24 protein-coding genes are annotated in these 25499 nt (G+C 75.0%); 8 read left to right on the top strand and 16 right to left on the bottom strand.

The genetic code is table 11. The annotated features are described in order from the left end of the window. Window positions 1-215 precede the first annotated feature (215 nt). The gene (locus GA0070606_RS05720; protein WP_141721596.1) at window positions 216-806 is read right to left on the bottom strand and encodes a helix-turn-helix domain-containing protein; all 591 of its coding nucleotides are present in this window, start codon (window positions 804-806) and stop codon (window positions 216-218) included. Between the two features lie 254 nt (window positions 807-1060). Here GA0070606_RS05720 and GA0070606_RS05725 point away from each other — a divergent pair, with 254 nt between their 5' ends. Next, window positions 1061-2074: an RICIN domain-containing protein gene (locus GA0070606_RS05725; protein ID WP_218105986.1), complete on the top strand. Its 1014-nt coding sequence runs from the start codon at window positions 1061-1063 to the stop codon at window positions 2072-2074. A gap of 196 nt (window positions 2075-2270) precedes the next feature. Here the strand turns inward: GA0070606_RS05725 and GA0070606_RS05730 are convergent, their stop codons facing one another. After that, window positions 2271-3074, bottom strand: coding sequence for an SGNH/GDSL hydrolase family protein (locus GA0070606_RS05730; protein ID WP_091095709.1), 804 nt, complete (start codon window positions 3072-3074; stop codon window positions 2271-2273). Window positions 3075-3405: 331 nt separating this feature from the next. Here GA0070606_RS05730 and GA0070606_RS05735 point away from each other — a divergent pair, with 331 nt between their 5' ends. The 3 genes from GA0070606_RS05735 (at window position 3406) to GA0070606_RS05745 (ending at window position 6604) form a co-directional block, all read left to right on the top strand. After that, entirely contained in the window at window positions 3406-4197 is a 792-nt protein-coding gene (locus GA0070606_RS05735; RefSeq protein ID WP_091095711.1) for a shikimate dehydrogenase family protein, read from the top strand. A gap of 233 nt (window positions 4198-4430) precedes the next feature. Continuing rightward, entirely contained in the window at window positions 4431-5003 is a 573-nt protein-coding gene (locus GA0070606_RS05740; protein WP_091095713.1) for a hypothetical protein, read from the top strand. A 161-nt stretch (window positions 5004-5164) separates the two neighbouring features. Continuing rightward, the gene (locus tag GA0070606_RS05745; RefSeq protein WP_245724575.1) at window positions 5165-6604 is read left to right on the top strand and encodes a nitroreductase family protein; all 1440 of its coding nucleotides are present in this window, start codon (window positions 5165-5167) and stop codon (window positions 6602-6604) included. A gap of 91 nt (window positions 6605-6695) precedes the next feature. Here GA0070606_RS05745 and GA0070606_RS05750 read toward each other — a convergent pair whose 3' ends face one another. The 4 genes from GA0070606_RS05750 to GA0070606_RS05765 all read right to left on the bottom strand — a co-directional run bounded on the left by GA0070606_RS05750 (window position 6696) and on the right by GA0070606_RS05765 (window position 10247). Then, on the bottom strand, window positions 6696-7358 hold the full coding sequence (locus GA0070606_RS05750; RefSeq protein WP_245724576.1) for a ribonuclease FAU-1 family protein: 663 nt from the start codon (window positions 7356-7358) through the stop codon (window positions 6696-6698). 161 nt (window positions 7359-7519) lie between these two features. Continuing rightward, entirely contained in the window at window positions 7520-8764 is a 1245-nt protein-coding gene (locus GA0070606_RS05755) for a hypothetical protein (protein WP_091095717.1), read from the bottom strand. Between the two features lie 287 nt (window positions 8765-9051). Further along, the gene (locus tag GA0070606_RS05760; protein ID WP_091095719.1) at window positions 9052-9801 is read right to left on the bottom strand and encodes a YebC/PmpR family DNA-binding transcriptional regulator; all 750 of its coding nucleotides are present in this window, start codon (window positions 9799-9801) and stop codon (window positions 9052-9054) included. A gap of 233 nt (window positions 9802-10034) precedes the next feature. Further along, the gene (locus GA0070606_RS05765; protein WP_091095721.1) at window positions 10035-10247 is read right to left on the bottom strand and encodes a hypothetical protein; all 213 of its coding nucleotides are present in this window, start codon (window positions 10245-10247) and stop codon (window positions 10035-10037) included. A gap of 131 nt (window positions 10248-10378) precedes the next feature. Between GA0070606_RS05765 and GA0070606_RS05770 the strand changes: the two genes are divergently transcribed. Beyond that, window positions 10379-10924, top strand: a complete 546-nt coding sequence (locus GA0070606_RS05770) for an MmyB family transcriptional regulator (protein ID WP_091095723.1) — start codon at window positions 10379-10381, stop codon at window positions 10922-10924. Window positions 10925-10964: 40 nt separating this feature from the next. Here GA0070606_RS05770 and pdxT read toward each other — a convergent pair whose 3' ends face one another. From pdxT to pgsA, 6 genes are all read right to left on the bottom strand, one after another. Continuing rightward, complete coding sequence (gene pdxT / locus GA0070606_RS05775) at window positions 10965-11573, bottom strand: pyridoxal 5'-phosphate synthase glutaminase subunit PdxT (RefSeq protein ID WP_091095724.1); 609 nt, start codon at window positions 11571-11573, stop codon at window positions 10965-10967. Between the two features lie 78 nt (window positions 11574-11651). Further along, complete coding sequence (gene pdxS, locus GA0070606_RS05780; RefSeq protein ID WP_091095726.1) at window positions 11652-12569, bottom strand: pyridoxal 5'-phosphate synthase lyase subunit PdxS; 918 nt, start codon at window positions 12567-12569, stop codon at window positions 11652-11654. 300 nt (window positions 12570-12869) lie between these two features. Continuing rightward, window positions 12870-13364, bottom strand: coding sequence for a hypothetical protein (locus GA0070606_RS05785; protein WP_091095728.1), 495 nt, complete (start codon window positions 13362-13364; stop codon window positions 12870-12872). An 11-nt stretch (window positions 13365-13375) separates the two neighbouring features. Beyond that, entirely contained in the window at window positions 13376-14536 is a 1161-nt protein-coding gene (locus GA0070606_RS05790) for a glycosyltransferase family 4 protein (protein ID WP_091095730.1), read from the bottom strand. A gap of 15 nt (window positions 14537-14551) precedes the next feature. Next, window positions 14552-15484, bottom strand: a complete 933-nt coding sequence (locus tag GA0070606_RS05795; protein ID WP_091095732.1) for a phosphatidylinositol mannoside acyltransferase — start codon at window positions 15482-15484, stop codon at window positions 14552-14554. A gap of 43 nt (window positions 15485-15527) precedes the next feature. After that, complete coding sequence (gene pgsA / locus GA0070606_RS05800) at window positions 15528-16157, bottom strand: phosphatidylinositol phosphate synthase (protein WP_091095734.1); 630 nt, start codon at window positions 16155-16157, stop codon at window positions 15528-15530. A 253-nt stretch (window positions 16158-16410) separates the two neighbouring features. Between pgsA and GA0070606_RS05805 the strand changes: the two genes are divergently transcribed. Next, window positions 16411-18573 carry an elongation factor G-like protein EF-G2 gene (locus tag GA0070606_RS05805; RefSeq protein ID WP_091095737.1) on the top strand — a complete coding sequence of 721 codons (2163 nt, stop codon included), beginning with the start codon at window positions 16411-16413 and terminating at the stop codon, window positions 18571-18573. Between the two features lie 69 nt (window positions 18574-18642). Here GA0070606_RS05805 and GA0070606_RS05810 read toward each other — a convergent pair whose 3' ends face one another. Continuing rightward, the gene (locus GA0070606_RS05810; protein ID WP_091095739.1) at window positions 18643-19701 is read right to left on the bottom strand and encodes an aldo/keto reductase; all 1059 of its coding nucleotides are present in this window, start codon (window positions 19699-19701) and stop codon (window positions 18643-18645) included. A gap of 62 nt (window positions 19702-19763) precedes the next feature. Beyond that, window positions 19764-20270: an HIT family protein gene (locus GA0070606_RS05815; protein ID WP_176737514.1), complete on the bottom strand. Its 507-nt coding sequence runs from the start codon at window positions 20268-20270 to the stop codon at window positions 19764-19766. A gap of 167 nt (window positions 20271-20437) precedes the next feature. Between GA0070606_RS05815 and GA0070606_RS05820 the strand changes: the two genes are divergently transcribed. After that, entirely contained in the window at window positions 20438-21172 is a 735-nt protein-coding gene (locus tag GA0070606_RS05820; RefSeq protein WP_245724577.1) for a D-Ala-D-Ala carboxypeptidase family metallohydrolase, read from the top strand. A gap of 52 nt (window positions 21173-21224) precedes the next feature. On the opposite strand, the gene thrS is transcribed toward GA0070606_RS05820, so the two are convergent. After that, window positions 21225-23261, bottom strand: a complete 2037-nt coding sequence (gene thrS / locus GA0070606_RS05825) for a threonine--tRNA ligase (RefSeq protein WP_091107351.1) — start codon at window positions 23259-23261, stop codon at window positions 21225-21227. A gap of 236 nt (window positions 23262-23497) precedes the next feature. On the opposite strand from thrS, the gene GA0070606_RS05830 reads away from it, so the two are divergent. Continuing rightward, window positions 23498-24403, top strand: a complete 906-nt coding sequence (locus GA0070606_RS05830) for a DUF1775 domain-containing protein (RefSeq protein WP_176737245.1) — start codon at window positions 23498-23500, stop codon at window positions 24401-24403. 148 nt (window positions 24404-24551) lie between these two features. Here GA0070606_RS05830 and GA0070606_RS05835 read toward each other — a convergent pair whose 3' ends face one another. Continuing rightward, window positions 24552-25472, bottom strand: a complete 921-nt coding sequence (locus GA0070606_RS05835) for an ADP-ribosylglycohydrolase family protein (RefSeq protein WP_091095747.1) — start codon at window positions 25470-25472, stop codon at window positions 24552-24554. Window positions 25473-25499: the final 27 nt, after the last annotated feature.

Raw genomic sequence — 25499 nt, forward strand, 5'->3', positions numbered from 1 at the left:
CGATCGGCCCGGGCGCCGGTGTCCTGACCGGACGCCGGCGCCCGTTGCCGTACGGCACCCGTCCGAACGCCTGATCGGCGGCTGCGAACAGGGGCTGCCCGGCCCGACGGCGGATCCTTCCGCCTGCCGAACACGCCTACGGTGAGCCGATCCCCACGGCGACGGCCAGGTCGTCGCCGGTCCCGGACCGGCCACCAGGCCCACCTGAGAGTGCACTACCGGTTCGACGCGGAGGCCGGCCTCGCCACCGGTGTCCTGCCGCAGCACCGGCGGCCAGCCGGAGGTCGAGGGGCCGTCCGCCCCAGCCACCGGGCGGCCCGCGGCAACAGCGCCGCGGACGCCCCTACCGACAGCACGCCGAGCAGCGCGAGCGCCCCCAGCCGGAGCCGTCTGGTCGACCGGGCCGTCCGGCGCGCCTCGGTCGGTGGGCGATCCGTCGGGTCAGGTTCGGCGGCCGGGCTCGGGCCACCGGGGGTCGCCTCGTCGATCCGCGCCGCGCCGTTGCCACGCGCCTGCTCGGTCAGGCGCGCCTCGATCTCCCGCTGCGTCCCCACCCACCGCTCGATCTCCCCCGCCGACGTGCCGCAGGCGGTCAGCAGCGCCACGACGGTCCGCTCGCGGGGCAGGGTCGTCCGCCCCAGCATGGTGGCGAGGGTGCTCGGCGGCAGCCAGTGCCCGGCCGCCGAGGCCCGCCGGGCGATCTCGCGGTAGGTCAGGCCGGAACGCAGCCGTACACCCCGAAGCAGCGCGACGTACTCCCCCGCAGTCGCGGCTCGCGGCACCGGATGCCGGGCAACGTCATTCATCGGAACTCCCCGTGTCGTCGAGGTGGCCGAGCCCGGACCGGTGCCGGTCCGGGGTCCGCCGACCGCCAGCCGGTCGACGGCGCGGCCATTGAGAAATGACGCTAGACAGACCCGCCGGACGGGACAACGCCCTGACCACGGTCCTGCGGCATCCGGGCAGCTCAGCGGGGCTTGTCCGGGTTTTGTCCGACCACCTCGGACTGTCGACGCGGGCGCCGTTGCCCCACCGGCTGGGCTGTCTGGAGAATCGGGCGATGGACACGGGGGAGCTACGACCGGACGAGGCGACCGATCCGGCGGAATTCATCGAGCTGCTGCGCCGACTCAAGAAGCGGTCCCGGCGCACCTTCCGACAACTGGAACAACGCGCGACGGCAGCCGGTGACGTGCTGGCCCGCAGCACCGCCGCCGACGTCCTGGGCCGGTCCACCCTGCCGCGCCCCGAGGTCCTGGCCGCCTTCGTGCGCGCCTGCGGCGAGGCGGATCAGGTACAGGTGTGGCTGCGGGCGCGGGACCGACTCGCCGCCGGACCGCTCGTCCCGGCGTCACCGACGCCCGACCAACCGCCGGCCGGCAACACCCTCCCGGCCCCGGCCCCGGTGGCGGCGCGCCCCGACGCGGCCCGCCCGCGCCCGTCCACCCGCCCCGTACCGCTGGCGCTGGCCGTCGTCGGCGCCCTGCTGGCCGCACCCGGTGCGGGCGCATGGTTCCTGCACGCCGACGACGAGCGGCGGCCGGCGGCGGAGCGCGGGCCGACCGCCCCGGCGGGCAGCCCCTCGAACGCGCCGGACCGCAGCGCCGGCCCGAGCGGCGGCCGGAGTCGGATCCGTCCCGCCGGCGCGCCGCAGCTCTGCCTCACCGAGGGGTACGACCGCACCGGCAGGTACCGGAGCCAGGTGGCGGTCCAGCGTCCCTGCGCCGAGGCCACCCCACCGGACACCTACCTGGAGCCGGTGCCCGGCGGGCTCTACTTCATCAAGTGGGACCACCCCGTGCACGGTCCGGGTTGCCTCACCGTCCGTGACGGCAATCCCGGCCGGAACTTGCTCGAACCCTGGCAGGACTGCCGCTCGGACAGGCGGTCGCAGCTGTTCGGCTTCGAGCCCACCGGGTCGGCACCCACCGCCTACCGCATCCGGCCGGCCCACAGCGACCTCTGCGTCGGTCTCCACGACGACCACACCGAGGTGTCGGCCGAGGCGCTGGCGGAGCCGTGCACCGGCGACACGGACCAGGTCTTCCTGGTCGACCCGCTGCCCGCCGGCTGACGCACGGTCCCGGCCGATGGCCGGGACCGCGTCGCGGCCGGGTGAGGGGCCGCGCCGGTACGCCGCATCGGGGCACCGGTGACGCGCTGCCGCTCGCGTCCGGCGCCCCGGTGGGCCCGGTGGGTCCACGACGCGCGCCACCGCCCCGCCGGCCGACGGGGTCGACCGGTGCGGGGCGGTGGCGCGCCGCCGGGGATCAGTCGGCGGCGTTACGGAAGACCGGGTAGTAACCGCCGGACTGGCCGGCCGCGGTCGGGTGGTAGGAGACGCCGAGGTTGACGTAGTTGAGCGCGTGCAGCCACTTCTCGCCGTAGCTGCACAGCTGGTGCCCGACGAAGGCCGAGCGCACGTCGGCGAAGGTGAAGCCGGCCGAGGTCGCCGCGCTGCGGGTGATGTCGTCCACGAGGTTGATGCCCTCGTTGATCTTGGCGCGCGAGGTGGCGCTCAGCCCGACGCAGACGGTGCCGAGCTGGTAGAAGACGGGGTAGCCGACGACCACCACGCGGGCGTTCGGCGCCCGGGTCTTGATTCCGTTGTAGACGTTTCGCAGCAGGCCGGGGAGCTGGGCGCGGGCCTTGTCCTCGGCCGCCTGCACCGCGGCGACGCACTCGGTGGTGCCCTTGAGCACGCAGGTGGTCATGATGTTGGCGAAGCCGACGTCGTTGCCGCCGACCGTGACGCTGACCAGGGTCGTGGTGGAGCTGAGCGCCGAGAGCTGGGTGTTGATCACGCTGGTCGTGGTGGCGCCGGAGCAGGCGACCGAGCGGTACGAGGCGGGCTTGACGTTGGCGGCGTACAACGCGGGGTAGGCGTTGGTGCTGCGCTGGCAGGAGCCGCTCTCGCTGGTGTAGCTGCCGGCGCCCACGCCCGAGGCGTAGGAGTCGCCCAGGGCGACGTAGCGGTCGGCGGGGGCGGCCTGGGCGGGGCCGGCCAGGGCGAAGCTGGCGCCGAGAGCCGTGGCCAGGCTCAGGGCGAGGGTCACGAAGCGGGTTCTCCGCACGTCGCACTCCGGGGGTGAGGGGGATCGAGTGCGAAATTGATATCACTAAATATTGCCCAGCGAAAGATCCTTGCGATGATCTTAGGGGTGCCGGCAACGGTTTCCGGGTCCGGCCTCCCGCTGACGAATCCCTCCCGCCCCCGGCCTCCGGGTCGGGGCGACCCCGGTCCCGCCGCGCCGGCGGATCGGCGAAGGGGTTCCCGAGGCCGGGCCACGGTCGACGGTTCCGCACCCGGCTCGGCAGCACGTCGGGGCCCGCGATAGCGTCGGCGCGGCGCCCGGCCGGCGGGACGGGCGGAACCGGCGCGGGTCACGGCCCGGAGGGGGCGGCATGGCGGAGATCGGCGGTGCCACCCGGGTGTACGCGCTGCTCGGGGACCCGATCGCGCAGGTGCGCGCCCCCGGCCTGCTCAATCCGGTGCTGGCCCGGCGCGGCGTCGACGCGGTGCTCGTCCCCGTCCACGTCGCACCGGCCGACCTCACCCAGGTCGTACGCGGCCTCCAACGGGCCGCCAACCTGGACGGGATGCTGGTCACCGTGCCGCACAAGGCCGCCGTCCTGGCCCTCGCCGACCGGGCCAGCGACCGCGCCCGCCTCGCCGGCAGCGCCAACGCCCTGCGCCGGGAGCCCGACGGGACGTGGACCGCCGACACGTTCGACGGCGACGGGTTCGTCCGGGGGCTGGCCGGGGCCGGCCACCCGCCGAGGGGCCGCCGGGTGTGCGTCGTGGGCGCCGGCGGAGCGGGCAGCGCGATCGCCGTCGCCCTGCTCGACGCCGGCGTGGCGGAGCTGCGGCTGGCCGACACCGACCCGGGCCGGCTGGAGACGCTGCGGCGACGGCTCCGCGTCGCGTACCCCGGCCGGGTCGTCGCGGCGGCACGGCCGCGACTGGGCGACGCCGACCTCGCGGTCAACGCGACGCCCCTCGGGCTGCGTGCCGGCGACCCGCTGCCGTTCGCGGTGGCCGACCTGCCGGGCGACGCGGTGGTCGCCGACATCATCATGACCCCGGCGGAGACGGCGCTGCTGGCCGAGGCCCGCCGGCGCGGACTGCGGGCGCATCCCGGCGAGCCGATGCTGGCCCACCAGATCGAGTCCTACCTGGAGTTCTTCGGGCTCTGACCGCCCGCCGTCGCCACACCGCGGCCCCAGGCCGCCCTGCCACGGCGACCGGACGCCGCCTCCCCCGGTCCGGCTCGTCCGTCCGCGCCGGCCGACCCCCACGCCCGTGCGGCCCGCCGCACGTCCCGCCGACGTGGGCCGAAGGTCCCGCCCGTTGTGGTCCGGCGGCACTGCTGGCGGCGGCCCGCAGACGGTGGAATGAGGACGTAGACAAGAAGTGAGAGGAGAGGGTGATGACCGCCATCGCCGAGCGTCCGACCATCGACCGCACCGCCGCCACCGCTCCCCGGGAGGTCGTCGCCCCGGTCGAGACCCGCCGGGAGAAGCTCACCCGGTACGCCCTCGCCGGCCTGCGGCTCGCGCTGGGCTGGACCTTCCTCTGGGCCTTCCTGGACAAGACGTTCGGCCTGGGCCACGAGACGGAGGCCGCCAAGGCCTGGATCAACGGCGGCAGCCCCACCAGGGGCTTCCTGGGCAACGCGGTCGCCGGCCCCTTCGCGGACTTCTACCAGGGCTTCGCGGGCGCCGCCTGGGCCGACTGGCTCTTCATGATCGGCCTCGCCGCCATCGGCACCGCCCTCATGCTGGGCGTCGGCATGCGGATCGCCACCGCGACCGGCGCGCTGCTGCTGGTGCTGATGTGGACGGCCGTCCTGCCCCCGGCGAACAACCCCTTCATGGACGACCACCTCATCTACGCCGGCCTCCTCGGCGTCCTCGCCCTCACCGCCGCCGGCGACACGCTCGGCCTCGGCAGGTACTGGACGCGCCTGGCGCTGGTGCGGCGGCTGCCCTTCCTCAAGTGACGAGCAACCGCCCGGGAACGGGCACGATCCGGCGGAGGCGGCACCCGGTTCGGGTGCCGCCTCCGCCGCGTCCGGCCACCGCCGGCGCGTCGACCCACGCGTCGCCCGGGGATCGGCACGGGACCCGCCGCGCGACGGCGGGCGCTGGCAGGATGGCCGGTGTGGACCTCGACTCCGGCGCCGGGCTGCTGCACCGGCTGACGTCGTACGTGCCGAACCGCGAGTGGGACGTGCCCGTGGACGACCCGCGGGTCCGCCGCGACCTCGTCCCCAACGATCCCGCGACCCTTCCGCCGCAGCTCAAGGGCTATCCGGACGGCCCGCCCGTGCTCGACCTGCCGCGCGACCTGCCCGACCCGGGCGTGCCCGCGACGGCCGTGCTCGCGGGCGTCGCGGGCGCGGCCCGGCCCTTCGACGCGGCCCAGCTCGGCCGGGTGCTCTTCCTCGGCGCCGGCGTCGTGCGCACCGCCGAACGCCACGGTCGACCGTTCCTCTACCGGGCCGCCGGCTCGGCCGGGGCGCGGTTCCCGCTGGAGGTCTACGCGAGCACCCGCGGCGTCGCGGGCGTCCCCGACGGCGTGCACTGGTACGACCCGGCGCGGCACGCGCTCGTCCAGGTCGCCCCCGGCGCCACCGGGAAGGCAACGACGCTCGTGGTCACTGGCGTGCCGTGGCGCACGGGGTGGCGGTACGCCGAACGCGGGTGGCGGCACCTCTACTGGGACGCCGGGACGCTGCTGTCCCAACTGTCGGCGGCCGCCGCGAGCGCCGGCCTCGCGCCGCGACTGCGCACGCTGTTCCCCGACGCCACGGTCCGCGCCCTCGTCGGCGCCGACGGCGTGCACGAGTACCCGCTGGCCCTGCTGACCCTCGGCGACGGCGCGCCGGCCATCGACCCCACCGGCCCGGCGGTCCCGGGTGAGCTGCCACCGGTCGAGCTGCCGCTGTGCACCGCGGCGCAGCGCGCGGGCGAACGGGACACGCTCGGTGAGCCCTGGCCCGAGGCGCCGGCGCTGACCGACCACCCGCCCTCCGCCACGCTCGACGAGGTGGTGCGCCGACGCGGTTCGCAGCGCCGCATGGACCGGTCCCGCACGCTGCCCCGCGCCCTGCTGGAGTGGCCGCTGGCCGCCGCCCTGCGCGGCGTACGGGTGCCGCACTGGGTGGCCGTGCACGGTGTCGACGACACCACGCCCGGCCTCTACCGGTGGCCCGACCTGTCGACGCCGCTGCGGGCGGCGCCCCTGCGCGGCGAGCTGCTGCGGGTCTGCCTCGACCAGGCGCTCGCCGGCGACGCGGCGTACGTCGTCGTCGCGGCCACGCCGCTGTCGGCGCTGGACGACCGGGGTTACCGGGACGCCCAGCTCGCCGCCGGGCTGGTCGAGGGCCGGCTGCACCTGGCGGCGTACGCACTGGGGGCCGGCGCCTCCGGGATGACCTTCCTCGACTCCGAGGTCCCCGGCCTGCTCGGCGAGCCCGACGACCTCGCTGCCCTGCTGTTCACCTGCGTGGGCGTCCCCGAGTACGCGTCCCGCGCCGGCGGCCGGCCGGGCAGCCCGGTGGCGGTCCGCCCCGTCCAGCCCCGCGTCGGCGGGGCGTGACCCCCGGGGCCCCGAGGAGCGGACCAGCCCAGTCGTCGCGGTGCCCGGAGCGCAGGCTCGTGGCTGCCGGCGGACCGGCGGCACGGACTGGTCAGCGGGACGGCGGGACCGCGTCCCAGCCGGCGGGCAGGGTCGGCACCGGCCAGGCCGGGTCCGGCCGCCACGACGCCCACGCCTCGTCCCACCAGCGCTCGCCCGCGTCGAGCAGGGCGGCGATCCGGTCGCCCTCGGCGCGGATCGCGTCGGCCATCCCCGGGTAGCGCCCCTCCGCCAGTCGCTGGGCGAACATCTCCACGTCCTTCCAGACGTAACGCTCGGCGTCGGCCGGCCACCAGATGTCCAGCTCGTGGTCGAGGGTGTCCACCCCGATCGGCGTACGCCGCACCGGATCCTGCAGGTTGAAGTACCACCCGGCGAAGGCGCGTTCCGGGCCGGCCCAGAAGACGTCGACGGAGTGCGCCTCGCCCGGCCGGTGCAGCATCAGCTTGCCGTGCCCGGTCCACCCCCGGTGCCCGGCGACCTGCCACGGGTGCCGCCCGCACGGAAGGTGCCCGGTCTCGGGGAAGCCGAACTCCGCGCCCGGGGGCAGGTAGAGCACGAGCAGGTCGGGCGAATCCTCGACGCAGACGGTGGGGCAGCCGAACCACACCTCGCCGTGCAGGATCTCCCGCCGCACGACCACCTCACCGGGGCGGAAGCGGCGCCCCGCCCCGGCCTGAGCACCGTCCCGCTGCACCCGACCCGGACGACCCACCCGGCCAACCTAACGGCTGCCGGCGCGCCGCCGGCGTAACCCCGGCCCGTGTGTCCGGCGCGGCCGGATCGCACGCCCGCGCCCCGGGCGCCTGCGGTGCGGGAGCCGGCCCGTGTGTCCGACGCACGCCCGCGCCCCGGGCGCCTCCGGCGCGGGAGGCGTCACCCGGCGGATGCGGGACGCGCGGGGCCGCGTCGGCCGGCCACGGCCGGCACCGGCGCGGCGAAGGGGTCCGGCGTCGTCCCCGTCCAGCGCCGCAGGAGGGCGGTGCCGGTCTGCCGCCGCTCGCCGTCCACGGTGGTCGTGCCGCTGGTGACCACGTAGAACCGCCCGTCGCCCAGCGCCTCCAGACCAAAGCTGCCCGGCCCCTCCCAGCCGCGGATCCCGGTGCCCGGGTCGGTCAGCCCGGCGGCGGCCAGGGGCACGGTCCACCCGGTCGCGCCGTCCGGCTGACCGGTGATCACCCCGGTCCGCGGGGCGACGGTGCCGTCGATCGCGTAGAGCGTCCAGTTCGGAAACTCCGGCTTGCTCCCCCGGTAGACCGCCATCAGCCAGCGGCGGGTGTGCCTGTCGTACTCCAGGTTCTGCACCCCGTAGGTGGTGTTCCCGGTCCGGACGAAGACCTTGGCGTACGGCTTCCCGGGGCCGCTGCGGTGCGGTGCGGCCTGGCTGAGCGGGCGGGCGAGGAGGCTCCACCGCCGCACGTCGTAGGCGAGCAGCACCTGGTGGTCGTTGTCCGTGCGGGTGGTGTTGGGATAGATGCCGTAGGCCACCATCAGCACGTTGCGCCCGCCGGTGGTGCCCAGCGCCGGCCCGAACGAGACACCGTCGATGCCGCTGGCGCCGTACCGGTGGTCGGCGGTCTGCGCGGTGTCGCCGTCGAAGACGCCGTCGCCGTCCAGGTCCGCCGTGAAGTCGTCGACGACCTCCTGCAGGTGGACGGTGGTCATCACCCCGTCCGTCTCGGCGTCCATCCCGACCCGGGTGATCTGGGTGACGTCGAAGATGGCGATGTAGAAGGCCCGCTCCGCCTTGTACTCCAGCGAGCCGTAGACGCGGCCGTCCTCCGGGTTGAGATCCAGGTCGCCGAGGTGGCCGGTCAGTCCGGTCACGGTGCCGACGACCCTGCCGTCGAGGTCCGTCTTGACCAGGACGTTGGTGAAGGACCAGTAGACGTGGCCGCGGCTCCAGTCGACCGCCACCCCCTGCACGTGGCCCGAGCGCCACGCCCCGCCGTACACCGTCGCCGGCATGTCCGCCGGCGCCACCGCCGGACGCGATGTCCCGAAGGCCGGGCCCCGGTCCGGTATGACCATCGGGCCCGCCGTCGCGGCGGGTGGGGCGACCGCGCCAGCCAGGACGGGAATGGTCAGGGCGACGGCCGTGGCGGCGAGGGTCCTGCGCATGTCTCTCCGTTGCTCAAGAAGATCAAACAGCGGAGGATCCTATGTGAACTTTCCGAACGGCGGGAGCCCGGACGAACAACCGTAAACGACGCGTCAGCGAACGAACGTCCGAAAGTTGGACCCGAACGGATGAAAACCCCGACGTCACCGCGGTGGCCGCCCCGGCGGAGTGGCGGTTCGCGGAATGGCGGGCCCGGCGCTCGCCGCGTCGGCCGGCGCGGCGTGCCGCGCGCCCGCCGGACCTCGCCGGGTCGCCGCCCGGCGAGGTCGACGGCGGGCAGGGGGCGTCAGCCGACGGCCGCCATGATCTCGTCGGAGACGTCGAAGTTCGCGTAGACGTTCTGCACGTCGTCGCAGTCCTCCAGGACGTCGATGAGCTTGAAGATCTTGCGCGCGCCGTCCTCGTCGAGGGGGACGTTGACGCTCGGGATCAGCGAGGACTCGGCCGACTCGTACTCGATGCCGGCGTCCTGCAGCGCGGTGCGCACCGCGATCAGGTCACCCGGCTCGGAGACCACCTCGAACGCCTCGCCCAGGTCGTTGACCTCCTCGGCGCCGGCGTCGAGGACCGCCATCATCACGTCGTCCTCGGTCGTGCCGGCCTTGGGGACGATCACCACGCCCTTGCGGGAGAACATGTACGACACCGAGCCGGCGTCGGCGAACGAACCGCCGTTGCGGGTCAGCGCGGTGCGCACCTCGGTCGCCGCGCGGTTGCGGTTGTCGGTCAGGCACTCGATGAGCAGCGCGACGCCGTTCGGGCCGTACCCCTCATACATGATCGTCTGGTAGTCGGCGCCGCCGGCCTCCAGGCCCGACCCGCGCTTGACGGCGCGGTCGATGTTGTCGTTCGGGACCGAGTTCTTCTTGGCCTTCTGGATGGCGTCGTAGAGCGTCGGGTTTCCGGCGGGGTCACCGCCGCCCGTCCGGGCCGCGACCTCGACGTTCTTGATCAGCTTGGCGAACATCTTGCCGCGCTTGGCGTCGATGACCGCCTTCTTGTGCTTGGTCGTCGCCCACTTTGAGTGGCCGGACATCTGTTACCTCCGTTGCTACCCGCCGTCTGCATCGACCGCACCGCGCACGCCCCGCTCCCGCCGGCGCACGCGGTGGTGCCGGTCAGCCCTGGTGGAAGCCGTGACGGGCAGATGGCCCTGCCGAATCTCGGCAATCCTACCGACGTCCGGGCGGCGGCTGTCACGCACGGCGCGTCGCCGGCCCGCCCCGCCCGCCCGGACCAGGGCGGACGGGGCGGAGACGCCGTCGCGGGTCAGGCCCCGAAGCCGTACGACCCCAGCACGCCGAACCCGGTCACGGACCGCTGTTCGCACCGGTCCTCCAGGCCGGGCCGGTAGCGCCGGAACGACTCGAGCCCGGGCAGCGGCCCCGGCAACTCGGGCGCCATCGCGATGTCCACGAAGCTCCGCTCGTCGTCGAGCTGGAGCGTCACGTACCGCAGCCCGGCCGGCCGGGCCCGGGCCACCTCCTCGTGGACGGCCCGGAGCAGGCGCAGGTGCTGACGCCCTGCTGCTCGACGACGCCGACCGCGAGTACCTGCGGCAGCTCTCGGCGGCCAACCACAGCCGCGTCCTGTGCCCCGGCGAGCGGCCGGCGGTGTCCCGCGCCGTCCGCCCGACCGTCCAGGCGGTGCTCGACGCGCTGCGGGACTCCCCCGCGTACGTGCTCAACCGGCTCGGCGACGTGCTGGCCTGGAACGATCCCTTCGACCGGCTGGCCCGCCCCCTGGGCCTGCTCGACGGCCACCGCCCCAACCTGGTGTGGTACGTACTCACCGACGAGCGCGCCCGCGACCACTTCCCCGACTGGGCGCGGCTGGCCGACCAGCAGGTCGCCGAGCTGCACCGGCTGCGCCGGGGCGACCGGGCCGTCGACGACTTCGCCGAGCGGCTGGCCCGCACGGTCGGCGTGCCCTTCACGCAGCGGTGGCAGCGGCGGCCGGTGGCGGCGCCGGTCACCGGCGTGCGGGGGCTGCGGCACCCGGAGGTGGGGCTGCTGCGGCTGACGTACGAGACGCTGGAGTTCGCCGACAGCGACCACCAGCGCCTCGTCGTCCACGTGCCCGCCGACGCCGCGACGGCGGCCGGGCTGGACCGGCTGCAGGGCCGCCTGCCCGGGCACCTGCGATCGGTGGCCGGCTGAGCCGTCGCGCCCCTCCCGTCGACGGAGTCGGCAGCGCGCTTCAGCGCGCGGCCCGCACCAGCTCCACGAAGTAGCCGTGCACCCGCGGGTCGCCCGTCAGCTCGGGGTGGAACGAGGTGGCCAGCAGGTTGCCCTGCCGGACCGCGACGATCCGCCCGGCGGCCGGGCCCTCGGTGACCGTGCCGAGCACCTCGACGCCGGCGCCGACCCGCTCCACCCACGGTGCCCGGATGAACACCGCGTGGAACGGCTCCCCCGCGACGCCGTCGATCTCGACCGGGGCCTCGAACGAGTCGACCTGCCGGCCGAACGCGTTGCGCCGCACGGTCATCTCGATGCCGGCGAAGCCGCGCTGGTCGGGGCGGCCGTCCAGCACCTCCCGGGCCAGCATGATCATGCCGGCGCACGAGCCGTAGACGGGCATGCCGCCGGCGATGCGCTTGTCGATCGGCTCGCGCATCTCGAAGATGTCGGCGAGCTTGCTGATGGTGGTGGACTCCCCGCCGGGCACGACCAGCCCGTCGACCTCGTCCAGCTCGCCCGGCCGGCGCACCGGGCGGGCCTGCGCGCCCGCCGCGGCGAGGGCGTGGACGTGCTCGCGCACGTCGCCCTGCAGGGCGAGCACGCCGATGACGGGTGCGTCGCTCATGTCACCGTTCCTCTCGTGGACGTCGGAAAGGGCACCTTCCCGACGCCTCGGGGTCGGGAAGGTGCCCTTTCCGGCACGTCACCAGCCGCGCTCGGCCAGGCGGTGCGGCTGCGGGATGTCGTCGACGTTGATGCCGACCATCGCCTCGCCCAGGCCCCGGGAGACCTTCGCCAGCACGTCGGGGTCGTCGTGGAAGGTGGTGGCCTTGACGATCGCGGCGGCCCGCTGCGCCGGGTTGCCGGACTTGAAGATCCCGGAGCCGACGAACACGCCCTCGGCGCCGAGCTGCATCATCATCGCGGCGTCGGCCGGGGTGGCGATGCCACCGGCGGTGAACAGCACCACCGGCAGCTTGCCGCTCTCGGCGACCTCCTTGACCAGCTCGTACGGCGCCTGCAGCTCCTTGGCGGCCACGTAGAGCTCGTCGGCGGGTAGGGAGCCCAGCCGGCGGATCTCCTGGCGGATCCTGCGCATGTGGGTGGTGGCGTTGGAGACGTCACCGGTGCCGGCCTCGCCCTTGGAGCGGATCATGGCCGCCCCCTCGGTGATCCGGCGCAGGGCCTCGCCGAGGTTGGTCGCCCCGCAGACGAAGGGGACGGTGAAGGCCCACTTGTCGATGTGGTTGGCGTAGTCGGCCGGGGTCAGCACCTCGGACTCGTCGATGTAGTCGACGCCGAGCGACTGGAGGATCCGGGCCTCCACGAAGTGGCCGATGCGGGCCTTGGCCATCACCGGGATGGAGACCGCGTTGATGATGCCGTCGATCATGTCGGGGTCGCTCATCCGGGACACGCCGCCCTGGGCGCGGATGTCGGCGGGCACCCGCTCCAGCGCCATCACCGCGACGGCGCCGGCGTCCTCGGCGATCTTGGCCTGCTCGGCGTTGACCACGTCCATGATCACGCCGCCCTTGAGCATCTCGGCCATGCCGCGCTTGACGCGGGCGGTGCCGGTGACAGGGTTGGCGCTGGCGTTCTGAGCGGTGGTTTCGGGCACGGCTGATCGCTCCTCGAACGTGCTCGGGGGGTGGCTGCGGACGATGCTACGACCGCACCGGCGCCCGTCCGACAGCCAATCGGACCCCCGGTGGCCTGCCCTGTGGCAGCCGTCACCGGCCCGCCGCCGGCCGGCGAAGATCGCGGTCGGGCGGTGAGGTTCCCGGCGTCAGCCGGCGAGGTTCCCGGCGTCGACCGGCGACGTTCCCGGCGTCGACCGGCGACGTTCCCGGCGTCAGCCGGCGACGTTCCCGGCGTCAACCGGCGACGTTCCCGGCGTCGACCGGCGACGTTCCCGGCGTCAGCCGGCGGCGACGTCCGCCGGGACGGCGAGGGTGGGGTCGTCGACGTCGAAGTACCTCGGCCACGGCCGGCGGGCGCCCATCCGCAGCAACCGCACCAGCGGGCGCTTGCGCGCGGCGCGCGCGTCCCGGACCAGGTCGGTGTGCACCTGCCGGGCCAGGGCGAGCCGCCGGCTGGCGGCGATCACCGCCTCGCAGTCCGGGTCGGCCGGGTCCAGCTCCACGGCGCGCAGCTGGCGGGTGAGGTCGTTCTCGGCGGCCTCCCGCTCCTCCGGCTGGGCGTCCAGCGCGATCCGTGCCGCCGCGTACAGCTCGACGCCGTAGCGCCGCTCGGCCAGGACCGCCGCGGCCGCCGCGCGGCGCAGCAGGTGGGCGTCCAGGGCGCGGGCCGCCGCCTCCGCCCGGTCGTGCAGCCGGTCGACCCGGCCGGCGGTCCAGACCAGGTACGCCACGACCAGCCCGACGGCCAGCGCCCCGACCACGACCCACCACATGCCCGACATCGTCAGTCCAGCCCCACCCATTCGGTGTCCATGACCCGCCCGTCGGTGGCCTCGATCGCCGCCGCGTAGACCTCCAGGACCCGGCGGGCGACCACCGGCCAGTCGAAGGTGGCCACCACCTGGTCGCCGCAGGCGGTCAGCGCGGCCCGGCCGTCCGGATCGTCGAGCAGCTCGGCGAGGGCAGCACGCAGCCCGGCCGCGTCCCCGGTCGGGAAGAGCCGGCCGGCCCGGCCGCCGTCGAGCACCCGGCGGAACGCGTCGAGGTCGCTGGCGACGACGGTGGTGCCCGCCGCCAGCGCCTCGGTGAGGATCATGCCGAAGGACTCCCCGCCGGTGTTCGGCGCCACGTACAGGTGCACGCTGCGCAGCATCCGCGCCTTGTCCTCCTCGCTGACCAGCCCGAGGAAGGTCACCTGGTCGCGCAGCTCCGCCGGGAAACGCCCGAACAGATCGTCCGGGTCGCCCGGCCCCGCCACCAGCAGCCGCAGGCCGGGGCGCTGCCGGGCCAGTTCGACGAAGGCGTCACGCAGGATGGGGAAGCCCTTGCGGGCCTCGGTGAAGCGGCCGAGGAAGCCGATCGCGCCGCCCCGCCCGGGCGGGCACTCCCCCGGCCAGCCGGGCAGCGGCTCCGCGTGACTGAACTTCGCGACGGCCACCCCGTTGGGGATCTCCACCGCGCCGCCGTCCATGTGCTCGACCTGCACCTTGCGCGCCAGCGCGCTGACCGCGATGCGGGCGGTGATCCGCTCCAGCACGATCTGGAGCACGCCCTGCGCGGCGGCGAGCGCCCGCGACCGGGTCATCGCCGTGTGGAAGGTGGCCACCACCGGGCCGCGGGCGGAGAGCACGGCCAGCAGCGACAGGCTCAACGTCAGCGGCTCGTGGACGTGCAGCACGTCGAACTCGCCCCGGATGATCCACCGCCGCACCCGGGCCGTGGAGACCGGGCCGAACGCGATCCGCGCCACCGAGCCGTTGTACGGCAGCGGCACCGCCCGCCCCGCCGGCACCACGTACGGCGGCAGCGGGGAGTCCTCGTCGGCGGGGGCGAGCACGCTCACCTCGTGCCCGAGGCCGATGAGCGCCTCGGCGAGGTCCATGACGTGGTTCTGCACCCCGCCGGGCACGTCGAAGGAGTACGGGCACACGATGCCGATGCGCACGTGTAAACGCCTCCCTCACGCCTGTCCGGCGGTCGGGGAGGCCTGGGTCGCGCCGTCGCCCGTGCCGCGCTGGTCCAGCCACATCCGCTGCAACATGTGCCAGTCTTCCGGATGCCGGGCGATGCCCGCCGCCAGACCGTCGGCGACCCGCTGGGTCAGCGACCGGACCCGCGCGTCGAGCGGGCCCTCCTCGGGGCCGGGCAGCGGCAGCGGGCCGGCGATCGACGCGCACGCGGCATCGTCCTCGTACCACATCGAGGCGACGTAGAGGGGCGCGCCGGTGCGCAGCGCGAGCAGGGCGGGGCCCGCCGGCATCCGCGTCCGGCCGCCGAAGAAGTCGACATCCACCCCCCGCGCGGAGAGGTCCCGGTCGGCCAGCAGCGGCACGACCGTGCCGGCCCGGACCCGGTCGACCAACACGTCGAACGCGGGCCGGTCGCCGCCGTGGGTGGGCAGGATCTCCATGCCCAGGCTCCGCCGGAAGGCGAGGAAGCGCTGGTAGACGCCCTCGGGCTTGAGCCGTTCGGCGACGGTGGTGATCGGCCAGCCGGTCGCCGCGACCCAGGCGCCGGCGGCGTCCCAGTTTCCGGCGTGCGGCAGCGCCACCACGGCGCCCCGGCCGGCGGCCACGTCGGCGGCGAGCAGCTCCTCGCCGTCGAGCCGGAAGCCGGCCAGGATCTCCGCCCGGCTGAGCGACGGCAGCCGGAACGCCTCCAGCCAGTACCGGGCGTACGAGCGCAGCCCGCGACGGACCAGCTGGTCGAGCTCGGCCTCGGGCAGCTCGGGGCCGACCACCCGGCGCAGGTTCGCGCGCAGCCGGGCCGTACCCCCGCCGCCGCGACGGTGGGCGCGGTCGGCGCCCGCCCGGAACGCCGCGGCCGCGACGGGCCGGGGCAGCGCGCGGATCAGGCGCCACCCGGCGACGTAGCCGAGCTCGGTGAGGTTCACCGGCGCCGGCCCTGCCGCCGCGGCCGGCCGGCGCTGCCCGCGCTCACCCCTGCCCGCCCGGTGCGGGCGCCTGGGCCTGGCGGTGGACGTGGGCCATCCGCTGCCCGACGGTGAAGACCGAGACCGCGGCGAGCAGCCAGAGCGCGATCTCCAGCGCGGGCCCGACGCCGAGGCCGGTGAGCAGCCCGCCGACGCCGACGATGAGCAGCCGCTCGGTGCGCTCGGCGATGCCCACGTTGCAGGTCATGCCGAGCCCTTCGGCGCGGGCCTTGACGTAGGAGACCAGGCCGCCGGCGGCCAGGCAGAGCAGCGCGGCGGCGACGCCCGAGTAGTCGTGCTCGGTGGCGAGCCAGTAAGCGACGGCGCCGAAGACCGCGCTGTCGGCGATCCGGTCCATGCTCGAATCGAGGAACGCGCCGAACCGGGTCGAACCGCCGCTCATCCGGGCCATCGTCCCGTCGAGCAGGTCGGTGAGCGCGAACACGGTCACGATGAGGGCCCCGGCGACCAGATGACCGCGGGCACCGAAGCCGAGCGCACCGACGAGCACCCCGAGGGTGCCCGCCACGGTGACCGCGTTGGGGGTTACGCCCGCTCGGAGCAGGCCGCGTGCGACCGGCTCGACGACGCGGGTCATCCCCGCGCGGGCCGTCACTTGGAAGATCTTCGCCATGGCGGTCCCACGATAACGGTCGCCCGGTCACCGGTGGTACGGCCGGTCAGCCGACGCGCGCACGGCGGAGTCTTGTGCCGGCCCCGCATCGGGTGTGTGATCGAGCGGGGAAGGTGAGCCAGCTCACCCACCCGCCCGTTGATTACCCGTGACCCAGCGAAGCACCGGAGGATATCGCCGCGGAACCCGCTCGGGCCGCTTCCCCGTCGCGCGCGGCGGTCGCCACCAACCACGGCTGAGGGAGGTGCGCCCCATGGCGCAGAAGAGTCAGGAGAAGGGCCCCGCCGGCGGCGCGCCGGTGGTGACCGAGCCCGGCAGGATCCGCAACGTGGTGCTCGTCGGGCACTCCGGCGCGGGCAAGACGACGCTCGTCGAGGCGCTGCTCGCGGCGACCGGCACGATCGGCCGGGCCGGCGCCGTCGCCGACGGCACCACCGTCTGCGACCACGACCCGGCAGCCGTACGCCAGCAGCGCTCGGTGAGCCTGGCCTGCGCGCCACTGCTGCACGACGGGATCAAGGTCAACCTGCTCGACACCCCCGGCTACGCCGACTTCGTGGGTGAGCTGCGGGCGGGGCTGCGGGCCGCCGACGCGGCGCTGTTCGTGGTCTCCGCCGTCGACGGGATGGACGCCGCCACCGCCGCCCTCTGGGAGGAGTGCGCGGCGGTCGACATGCCCCGGGCGGTCGCCGTCTCCCGGCTGGACCATCCGCGCGCCGACTTCGACGAGGCGGTGGCGCTCTGCCAGCGGGTCTTCGGCGACAACGTGCTCCCGCTCTACCTGCCGATGCTCGGCGACGACGGGGTCTCCACGGTCGGCCTGCTCGGCCTGATCACCCGCCGGGTCTTCGACTACACCGCCGGCCTGCCCGCCGACGTGCGCGAGCCGGACCCGGAGCACCTGCCCGCCATCGTCGAGTCCCGCAACGAACTGATCGAGGGGATCATCGCCGAGAGCGAGGACGAGACCCTCATGGACCGCTACCTCGAAGGCGAGGAGATCGGCACCGACGTCCTCGTCGACGACCTGGAGAAGGCGGTCGCCCGCGGCCACTTCCATCCGGTGGTGCCGGTCTGCGCCGAGACCGGGGTCGGGCTGGACGCCCTGCTGGAGGTGCTGACCGCCGGCTTCCCCTCCCCGCTGGAGCACGAGCTGCCGGCGGTCGCCGGGGTGGACGGCTCCCCCCGCCCGCCGCTGACCTGCGACCCGGACGGCCCGCTGGTCGCCGAGGTGGTCAAGACCACCGTCGACCGGCACGTCGGCCGGGTCTCCCTGGTCCGGGTCTTCTCCGGCACCCTGCGCCCGGAACAGACCGTGCACGTCTCCGGGCACGGGATGGCCGAGCGCGGCCACCCCGACCACGACGCCGACGAGCGGGTCGGCCACATCTACACCCCGTTGGGCGCGAGCCTGCGCGAGGTGGGCGCCTGCGTGGCCGGCGACATCTGCGCGATCACCAAGTCGGGCAGCGCGGAGACCGGCGACACCGTCTCCGCCAAGGACGACCCGCTGCTGATCGCCCCCTGGGAGATGCCCGAGCCGCTGCTGCCGGTCGCCGTCGTGGCGCGCAGCCGCGCCGACGAGGACGCCCTCGCCCGCAACCTGGCCCGTCTCGTCGCCGGCGACCCGACCATGCGGCTGGAGCGCAATCCGGAGACCCACCAGCTGGTGCTCTGGTGCATGGGTGAGGCGCACGCCGACGTGGTGCTGGAACGCCTGCGCGCGGGCGGCGTGGAGCTGGACACCGAGCCGGTCCGGGTCGCGCTGCGCGAGACGCTGACCGCCCCGGCGCGCGGCCACGGCCGGCACGTCAAGCAGTCCGGCGGCCACGGCCAGTACGCCGTCTGCGACATCGAGGTCGAGCCGCTGCCGCGCGGCGCCGGCTTCGAGTTCGTCGACCGGGTGGTCGGCGGCGCGGTGCCGCACAACTACATCCCCTCCGTCGAGAAGGGCGTACGCGCCCAGATGGAGCGCGGCCTGGTCGCCGGCCACCCGGTGGTGGACCTGCGGGTGACCCTGGTCGACGGCAAGGCCCACAGCGTCGACTCCTCCGACGCGGCCTTCCAGACCGCCGGCGCCCTCGCCCTGCGGGACGCCGCGGAGAAGGGCCAGCCGGCGCTGCTGGAGCCGGTCGACGAGGTGGTGATCCGGGTGCCCGACTCGTCCGTCGGCGCGGTGATGGGCGACCTGTCCGGGCGGCGCGGCCGGGTGCTCGGCACCGAGCCGGACGCCGGCTCCGAGGGGCGCACCCTGGTCCGCGCCGAGGTGCCCGCCACGGAGCTGCTCCGCTACGCGGTCGAGCTGCGCTCGATGACGTCGGGCACCGGCACGTTCCGCCGCCACTTCGTCCGCCACGACCCGATGCCGGCCCACCTGGCCGACCAGGTCCGCAAGGAACACGCCGCCCGTCCCTGACCCCGCGCCACCCCGGCCGACCAGGTCCGCGAGGAACGGAACCCGCCGCCCGCCCCGGCGGGCGGCGGGTCACGGGTGGACGGCGGGGAGGATGGGGCTGGGCCAGTAGGGGCGGTCCGCCGACCGCAGCGCCGCCGCGCGGACGGCGGCGAGCTGGCGTTCCACCTCGGCGAACTGGTCCGGCGGCAGCGGGCCCCGGCGCAGGGCGGCGGCGTTCTCCTCGACCTGGGCGACGGTCCGGCAGCCGGGGATCGGAACGGTGCGGCCGCTGCGCGTCCAGATCCAGCCCAACGCGCCCTGGGCCAGGGTGCGCCCGTCGGCCGTCAGCGCGGCGCGCACGGCGGCCACCCGGCGCAGCCACTCGGGGGCCGGCCGCCCGCCGCGGAACCACTCCAGCCAGCCGGGCGCGACGCCGCGCAGGTCGTCGCGCGGCAGCGTCGAGCCGGCCGTGTACTTGCCGGTGAGCAGGCCCATCCCGAGCGGGCCCCGGACGACGCCGGCCAGGTCGTACTTGTCGCAGACGGCGAGCATCTCGGGGGCGTCCCGGAGCACCGACAGGGCGTGCTGCACGGCGGTGCCGTGCGGCGCGGCGTGGCCGAACGCGGCGGCCCGGTCGGGGCGGTCGGTGCTCCAGCCGTACGCGCGGACGAGCCCGTCGGCGACCAGTTCCTCGAGCGTGCCGATCAGCGCCTCGACCCGGGGCACCGGCAGGTCGGCCAGGTGCAGCTGGTAGAGGTCGATGCGGTCGGTGCCCAGCCGGCGCAGCGATTCCCGCACCGCCCGCCGCAGGTACGCCGGGGAGGCGTCCGCGCCGGTGGCCTGCCGGGTCGCCTCGTCGAAGGTGTATCCCCACTTGGTGGCGATGACCGCCTCGTCCCGCCGGCCGGCGAGCGCCCGGCCCAGGATCCGCTCGGAGTGCCCCGCCCCGTAGGTGTCGGCGGTGTCGAAGAGGGTGACGCCGAGGTCGAGCGCGCACCGCACGGCCCGCACGGACTCCTCGTCGTCGACGGCACCCCAGCCCAACGGCTGGCTGCCCTCGGACCACGGGCCACCGATCGCCCAGCACCCCATGCCGAGGGCGCTGACCTCGATGCCGCTGCGGCCCAACGTCCGCGTGGTGACTGCCATCGACGCATCGTGCCACCTCCGGCGGCCCCGCGGCGCGGGGTGGCCGAAGGCGGGCCGGCGACTCAGGCGGGCCAGGCGCGGGCGAGCAGTTCCCGGGTGTCGCCGAGCAGTTGCGGCAGCACCTTGGTGCGACCGATCACCGGCATGAAGTTGGCGTCCCCGCCCCAGCGGGGCACGACGTGCTGGTGCAGGTGCGCGGCGATGCCGGCGCCGGCCACGCCGCCCTGGTTCATCCCGAGGTTGAACCCGTGCGCGTTGCTGACCTTGCGGATCACCCGCATCGCGGTCTGGGTGAACGACGCCAGCTCGGCGGTCTCCGGTCCGTCGAGGTCGGTGTAGTCGGCGACGTGCCGGTAGGGGCAGACCAGCAGGTGGCCCGGGTTGTACGGGTAGAGGTTGAGCACGACGAAGACGTGCGCGCCGCGCGCGACGACCAGGCTCTCCGCCGCCGGCAGGCCCGGGGCCAGGCAGAACGGGCAGCCGCTCTCGCGGCCGTCCTTCGGGCGGTCCCCGCCCGAGATGTAGGTCATCCGGTGCGGCGTCCAGAGCCGCTCCAGGCCGTCCGCCATGCCGCTGTCCGTGTGCCGTTCCGCCCCTGTCACACGCCGATCCTACGGACCGGCCGGACGGGCGGCGAGGCCCGCCGCCGGGAACGGCGCTGGAAGTTGTTGACGAATCGATTCGTACGGATGAAACTTCCGTTCATCGATTTTCTTCCATACCGATGGAGGCCCTCGTGATCCGACGGCTCGGCAGGATCCTCGCCGCGCTCGCGCTGACCGCCGCCACCACCCTGGTCGGCGTCACCCTCACCGCCGGCGCGGCCCACGCCGACGGTTGCTACACCTGGGGCCGCACCCTGTCCCAGGGGATGTCCGGCGAGGACGTCCGGCAGCTCCAGATCCGCGTCTCCGGCTACCCCGGCTACGGCGCGGTGCTCGGCCTCGACGGGGTCTACGGCGCCGCGACCCGGTCCGCGGTGATCCGCTTCCAGCAGGCGTACGGGCTCAGCGCCGACGGCGTCGCCGGTACGCAGACCTTCAACAAGATCTACGCGCTCCAGGACGACGACTGCACCCCGGTCAACTTCACCTACGCGGAGTGGAACCGGTGCAACAGCGACTGGTCCGGCGGCGCGGTGTCGGCCAGCACCGCGCGGTTCAACGCCCGGGTGTCGATGTGGAAACTCCAGGCCATGCGGCACGCGATGGGCGACCAGTTGATCCAGATCAGCAGCGGCTTCCGCAGCTACGCGTGCAACAACGCGGTCGGCGGCGCCGCCAACAGCCGGCACCTCTACGGCGACGGGGTCGACCTGGTCGGGTCGCACTCGCTGTGCCGGCTCGCCCAGCAGGCCCGCTACCACGGCTTCAGCAACATCCTCGGCCCCGGCTACCCGGGGCACGACGACCACACCCACGTGGGCAACACGCCGAGCCGGTCCTGGTCCGCCCCGACCTGCGGGATCTGATCGCACCGGCCGACCGGGCCCCCGCCGCGCCGGGCGCGGCGGGGGCGACGGGTCACTCCTGGGCGGAGGGCCCGACGTTCGTGCGCGAGCCGACCACGTCCAGCACGTGGGCCACCGCCTCGGCGATCGGCACCCCGTTGCGCTGGGAGCCGTCCCGGTAGCGGAACGAGACGGTGCCGGCGGCCACGTCGTCGTCGCCGGCGATCACCATGAACGGGATCTTCTGCTGCTGGGCGGTACGGATCTTCTTCTGCATCCGGTCGTCACCCGTGTCCACCTGGGCGCGGACGCCCTTCGCGCGCAGCGCGGCCACGAACTCCCGCAGGTGCTCGGTGTGGTCCTCGCGGATCGGGATGCCGACCACCTGCACCGGGGCCAGCCAGGCCGGGAACGCGCCCGCGTAGTGCTCGGTGAGCACACCGACGAAGCGCTCGATCGAGCCGAACTTGGCGCAGTGGATCATGACCGGCTGCTGCCGGCTGCCGTCGGCCGCCTGGTACTCCAGCCCGAAGCCCTTGGGCTGGTTGAAGTCGTACTGGATGGTCGACATCTGCCAGGTGCGGCCGATCGCGTCCTTGGCCTGCACGGAGATCTTCGGCCCGTAGAAGGCGGCGCCACCCGGGTCGGGCACCAGGTCCAGCCCCGTCTCCCGGGCGCACTGCTCCAGCACCGCGGTCGCCGTGGCCCAGTCCTCCTCGGTGCCGACGAACTTCTCCGGCTTGGACTCGTCGCGGGTCGACAGCTCGAGGTAGAAGTCGTCGATGCCGAAGTCCCGCAGCAGGCTGAGCACGAATCCGAGCAGGTGCTTGATCTCGGCCGGCGCCTGCTCCTTCGTGCAGTAGGAGTGCGAGTCGTCCTGCGTGAAGCCGCGCACCCGGGTCAGCCCGTGGATGACGCCCGACTTCTCGTACCGGTACACCGACCCGAACTCGAACAGCCGCATCGGCAGCTCCCGGTAGGAGCGCCCGCGCGAGCGGTAGATCAGGTTGTGCATCGGGCAGTTCATGGCCTTGAGGTAGTAGTCCGCGCCCTCCATCTCCATGGGCGGGAACATCGTGTCGGCGTAGTACGGCAGGTGACCCGAGGTGTGGAAGAGACCTTCCTTCGTGATGTGCGGGGTCCCGACGTACTGGAAGCCCTCCTCGATGTGGCGGGCCCGGACGTAGTCCTCCATCTCCCGCTTGATCACGCCACCCTTGGGGTGGAAGACCGGCAGCCCGGAGCCGATCTCGTCGGGGAAGCTGAACAGGTCCAGGTCCGCGCCGAGCTTGCGGTGGTCGCGCCGGGCGGCCTCCTCCAGCAGCTTCAGGTACGCCTTCAGCTCGTCCCGGGTCGGCCAGGCCGTGCCGTAGACCCGCTGGAGCTGCGGGTTCTTCTCCGACCCGCGCCAGTACGCGGCGGCCGAGCGCATCAGCTTGAACGCCCCGATCAGCCGGGTGTTGGGCAGGTGCGGGCCCCGGCACAGGTCCGACCAGCAGACCTTGTCCTCACCGGCGGCGAGGTTGTCGTAGATGGTCAGCTCGCCACCGCCCACCTCCATCACCTCGGAGGTGTCCAGCCCCTCGCCCTTGACCTCGCCCTGCTGGTCGCCCTTGAGGTCGATCAGCTCCAGCTTGAACGGCTCGGCGGCCAGCTCGGCCTTCGCCTCGTCGAGGCTGCCGAAGCGCCGGCGGCGGAACCGCTGCCCCGACTTGACGATCTCCTGCATCCGCTTCTCGAGCTTGCCGAGGTCGTCGGGCTGGAAGGGCTTGTCGACGGCGAAGTCGTAGTAGAAGCCGTTCTCGATGGGCGGGCCGATGCCGAGCTTCGCCTCGGGGAACACGTCCTGCACGGCCTGGGCGAGCACGTGCGCGGTCGAGTGCCGCAGCACGTCGAGCCCGTCCGGGGAGTCGAGGCTGACCGGCTCGACCTCGGTGTCGACCTCGGGCGTCCAGTCCAGGTCGCGCAGCTGGCCCTGCGGGTCGCGGACCACGACGATCGCCTTCGGGCCGGCCGCGGGCAGCCCGGCCGCGGCCACCGCGTCGGCCGCCGTGGTCCCGGCGGCGACGACGACGGGGTCGGCCACGGCGGGGGTACGGGGTGCGGACACGGTCACTCCTCCAGCAGTACGGTACGGATCACGCCGAACGTTCGGCTCCTGCGATGCTATCGGTCGCCCCCGCCGGCACCGTCGGCGACGCCACCGCCCGGCGGCGGCGTGGGACGCGCGACGCTCCCCCGCCCGGCGGCGTCCCCCGCCCCGGCGGATTGAACCTTTCCGCCGCCGCATCCGAACTACCGCGTGTGGCCGCAGCAGGCCACCCCGAGGACGGATGGGGACCGACAATGGCGATGACCCGCGCGGCGGACCGCCGGCGCCGGGCCGGGGCGACGGCCGCCCTGGCCGCGGCCGGAGTGCTGGCCTGGCCCGCCCCCGCGTACGCGGCGGACGTGACGACCGATCCGACCACCGCCCGGCAGGGCGGATCGGTGAAGCTGGAGTTCGTGGTGCCCGAGGAACGGCCGGGTGGCCGCGCCGACCGGATCGAGATCCGCCTGCCGGCCGACGCCCCGGTCGCCGAGGTCTATCCGATGTCGGTGCCGGGCTGGGCGCCCCGGGTCACCACCCGCGCCCTCGACCGGCCGGTGGCCGGCCTCCACTCGGCCCACGTCGACCTGGTCACCAGCGCGGTGACCTGGACCCGGATGCCCGGGGCCGGCGCCGGCCCGGCCCGGCTCACCCTCTCCATGGGCCCGCTGCCGCCGGCCGACCGGCTCGCGTTCGAGGTGGTGCAGACGTACGCCGACGGCACGGTCGTGCGCCGGACGCCGACGCTCGCCCTCCTGCCGCCGGAGCCCGGCGCCGTGGTCGGCCACGGGGCAGCCCCCGACACGGCGTCCGGACCCGGCGGGCACGGGGCGGCCCCGGGCGACACGGCGTCCGGACCCGGCGGGCACGGGGCGGCCCCGGGCGACACGGCGTCCGGACCCGGCGGGCACGGGGCGACGAACGGACACGGCGGGCACGGGACGGCCCCGGGCACGGCGACACGGCCCCGGGCGGCCGGCGGTGGCGACCGGGCGCCCGGCGACGGCCCGGCCACCACGGCGGGCGGCGGCGGGAACGGCGACGGCATGCTGGCCGCCGGCCTGCTCGCCGGCCTCGGCGGCGGCGCGGCGCTCGGCTGGCTGGTCAGCCGCTGGCGTCGCCGCACCCCGGCGGAGCCGGTGGACCCCGCCCTGCCCGGATAGGCTCGCCCGGCCGTCGGCGGCCGTCGCTGGCCTTCGCGCCAGGCCGGAACCGCCGGGCCGGGACCGCCAGGCCAGGACCGCCAGGCCAGGACCGCCAGGCCGGGAACGACGAGCCGGGGACCGACGGGCCGGGTGGCCCGTGCGGGAGTCAGGTGGACCAGTCGGGAAGGGGCTCGCGGGCGGCCAGCCAATCGGTCGGCACCCCGCCCGGGGTGCCGACCCCCGTGTGGGCGGCCACCACCGACCCGGCGATCGCGGCGGTGGTGTCCACGTCCCCGCCCGCCTCGACGCAGGCGCGGATCGCCGCCGGGTAGTCGTCCAGGTGCACGGCGGCCACCCAGCAGGTGAAGGCGACGGTGTCCTGGGCGGTGACCCGGGAGCCGTTGCCGAGCACCTCGACCGCCTCGCGCGGCGGCCGGCCGAGCAGGTCGGCCGCCCGGCGTACGCCCCGGTGCACCTCGGAGGCCGGGTCCAGCGCGGCGGCCACGCCGGCCAGCAGCCGCTCCGGGGCGGGCCGGTGGCCGTCCAGGCGGGCGCGGGCGGCCAGCGACGCGGCCACCGCCACCGCGACCGCGCCGGCCACGCCCTCCGGGTGCGCGTGGGTCACCTCGGCCGACGCCCGGGCCTGTGCCGCCGCCCGCGCGGTCGAGTCGGCGAACCACGCCCCCAACGGGCCGACCCGCATCGCCGCGCCGTTGCCGCAGGAGCCCTGTCCGTCGAACGCCGACGCCGCCGCCACCGGCCACGGCGTGCCGGTGCGGATCAGTCGCAGGATGGTCACGGCTCCCGGCCCGTACCCCCGGTAGGGCTCGCAGCGCTCGGCGAAGGCCGCGGCGAGGGCGTCGCGGTCGATCCGGCCGGCGTCGGCGAGCGCGGCGACCACGGAGCAGGCCATCTCGGTGTCGTCGGTCCACTGCCACGGCGGCGGGGGCAACTTCCCGGCGGTCAGGTCGCCCGGATGCCGGCCCGGAACGAAGAACTGCGAGCCGAGCGCGTCGCCGACCGACAGGCCGGCCAGCGAGTCCCGGGCGAGCGCGAGGCGGGTGTCGGGAAAGAGTGTGAAGGACATCGTTGGGCCAGCTTGCCGGGTTTCCAG

Source organism: Micromonospora citrea (assembly GCF_900090315.1).
GTDB classification, from domain to species: Bacteria; Actinomycetota; Actinomycetes; order Mycobacteriales; family Micromonosporaceae; genus Micromonospora; species Micromonospora citrea.